Origin of the sequence: Micromonospora sp. NPDC057141, assembly GCF_042670805.1 — a bacterium.
In the GTDB taxonomy this organism is placed as follows: domain Bacteria; phylum Actinomycetota; class Actinomycetes; order Mycobacteriales; family Micromonosporaceae; genus Micromonospora.
Map to the genome: position 1 here is coordinate 1 of NZ_JBHUVA010000168.1, position 1,604 is coordinate 1,604.

A 1,604-nucleotide genomic window follows, 5' to 3' on the forward strand; every position below is an offset into this window, starting at 1 on the left:
GGCGGGCCATGTTCGCCATCGACGCCCAGAGGGTGCGCGACACCGACGATGCCGGCTTGCTCTCGTACTCGCGCACGAGGCGTCGGTGCAGCATCGGAACGTGTCAAGATTTTTGAGGCGGGTTGGTCAGGGTTTCTTTGAGTGAATCTGCTGGTCGTCCTGGTGTTCGGCGGGTGGGTTGATCCATGCCGCAGCGGGCAGGGCCGCTGGTTCGGGGTGTTTACGGACGAAGCGTTCGGGGTGGCGCTGGTAGGCGGTGGTCAGGACCTCGACACGGACCGCGTGGACGGTGCCGGCGTGGCCGTGGTGGACGTTGGACGGGGTGTGCCAGGCGATCCCGGAGTGCCGGTGCGCGGTGTTGTACCAGGTGAAGAAGTCGCGGCAGAAGGCGCGGGCTTCTTCGATGTTGTCAAAGCGGTCGGGGAAGCCGGGCCGGTACTTCAGCGTCTTGAAGTGCGCTTCGCTGTACGGGTTGTCGTTGCTGGTGTGCGGCCGGGAGTGGCTCTTGGTGACGCCGAGGTCGGCGAGGAGGAACGCCACCGGTTTGGAGGCCATCGAGGAGCCGTTGTCGGCGTGGATGGTCAGCGTGTCCCGGTCGACGCCCTGCTTGACGATCGTGTCGGCCAGTAGTTTCTCGGCGAGCACGCTGCTCTCACGGTCGGCCAGCAGCCAGCCGACGGCGTACCGGCTGTAGATGTCGATGATCACGTACAGGTAGAAGTACTGCCATTTCACCGGGCCGTGCAGTTTCGTGATGTCCCAGGACCAGACGGTGTTCGGGCTGGTGGCGACCAGTTCCGGCTTGACGCGGGCCGGATGGGTGGCCTGTGCCCGGCGTTCGCGGACCTCGCCGTGTTCGCGCAGGATCCGGTACATCGTCGACACCGACGCGAGGTAGGCGCCCTCGTCGAGCAACTCGTGGTAGACCGTGGCCGGCGCCTTGTCGGCATGCTCGGGATGGTTCAGCAACGCACGCACACTGTCACGCTCAGACTGTGACAACGCCCGAGGCTGCGGCTTACGCTCCCGCGGCACCCGTTCGGGCTTCGGGCTCTTGCGGTGCCGCCGGTAGTGGTTGGCCTGCGGCCGGCCGACCACGGCGCACGCCTTGCGCACCGAACCCAGCACGGCGGTCAACTCGACGATCGCCGCGTCGATCACGACCTCGGCTCGCTCCCGGAGTCCGGGCCGCTGCTGGTCGCGAGCTGACCCAGCAGCGCGGAGAGTTTTCCCTGGACCTCGATCACCGTCTGCGCCGTGGTCAGCTCCGCCGCGAGGCGCTCGTTCTCCCGCCGCAGCCGGGCCAACTCCTTGTCCCGCGCATCACCCGGCGGACGCCCCGCCGGACGGGCCAGAGCCTGCCGGGCACCCTGATCCCGCTGCTGACGCCATGTCGTGATCAGCGACGAGTACAGGCCCTCCCGCCGCAGCAACGCACCCTTACCCGCCTTGTCGAGCGACTCGTACTCCTCCAGGATCCGCGCCTTGTACGCGGCCGAGTAGGTACGCGACCTCGCCTTCGCCGGAACCTCCGGGTCAGGCACCTCACTGTTCGAACCCACCGGTGGTGGTCTCCTCGCTCGCCCTCAGCTCAACGTTTCAAG

The 1,604-nt window shown here is 67.3% G+C and carries 1 protein-coding gene and 1 pseudogene; both read right to left on the bottom strand.

Annotated features, from left to right (window positions below; translation table 11 throughout):
• Positions 1-94, bottom strand: a pseudogene (locus ACFT41_RS32240) (IS5/IS1182 family transposase); the annotation flags it as partial.
• A 32-nt stretch (positions 95-126) separates the two neighbouring features.
• Positions 127-1,562, bottom strand: a protein-coding gene (locus ACFT41_RS32245; protein WP_377590536.1) for an IS3 family transposase whose coding sequence is annotated in 2 segments (ribosomal slippage) — positions 127-1,232 and positions 1,232-1,562 — 1,437 coding nt in all. Because the reading frame shifts where the segments join, the coding sequence is not laid out codon by codon here.
• Positions 1,563-1,604: the final 42 nt, after the last annotated feature.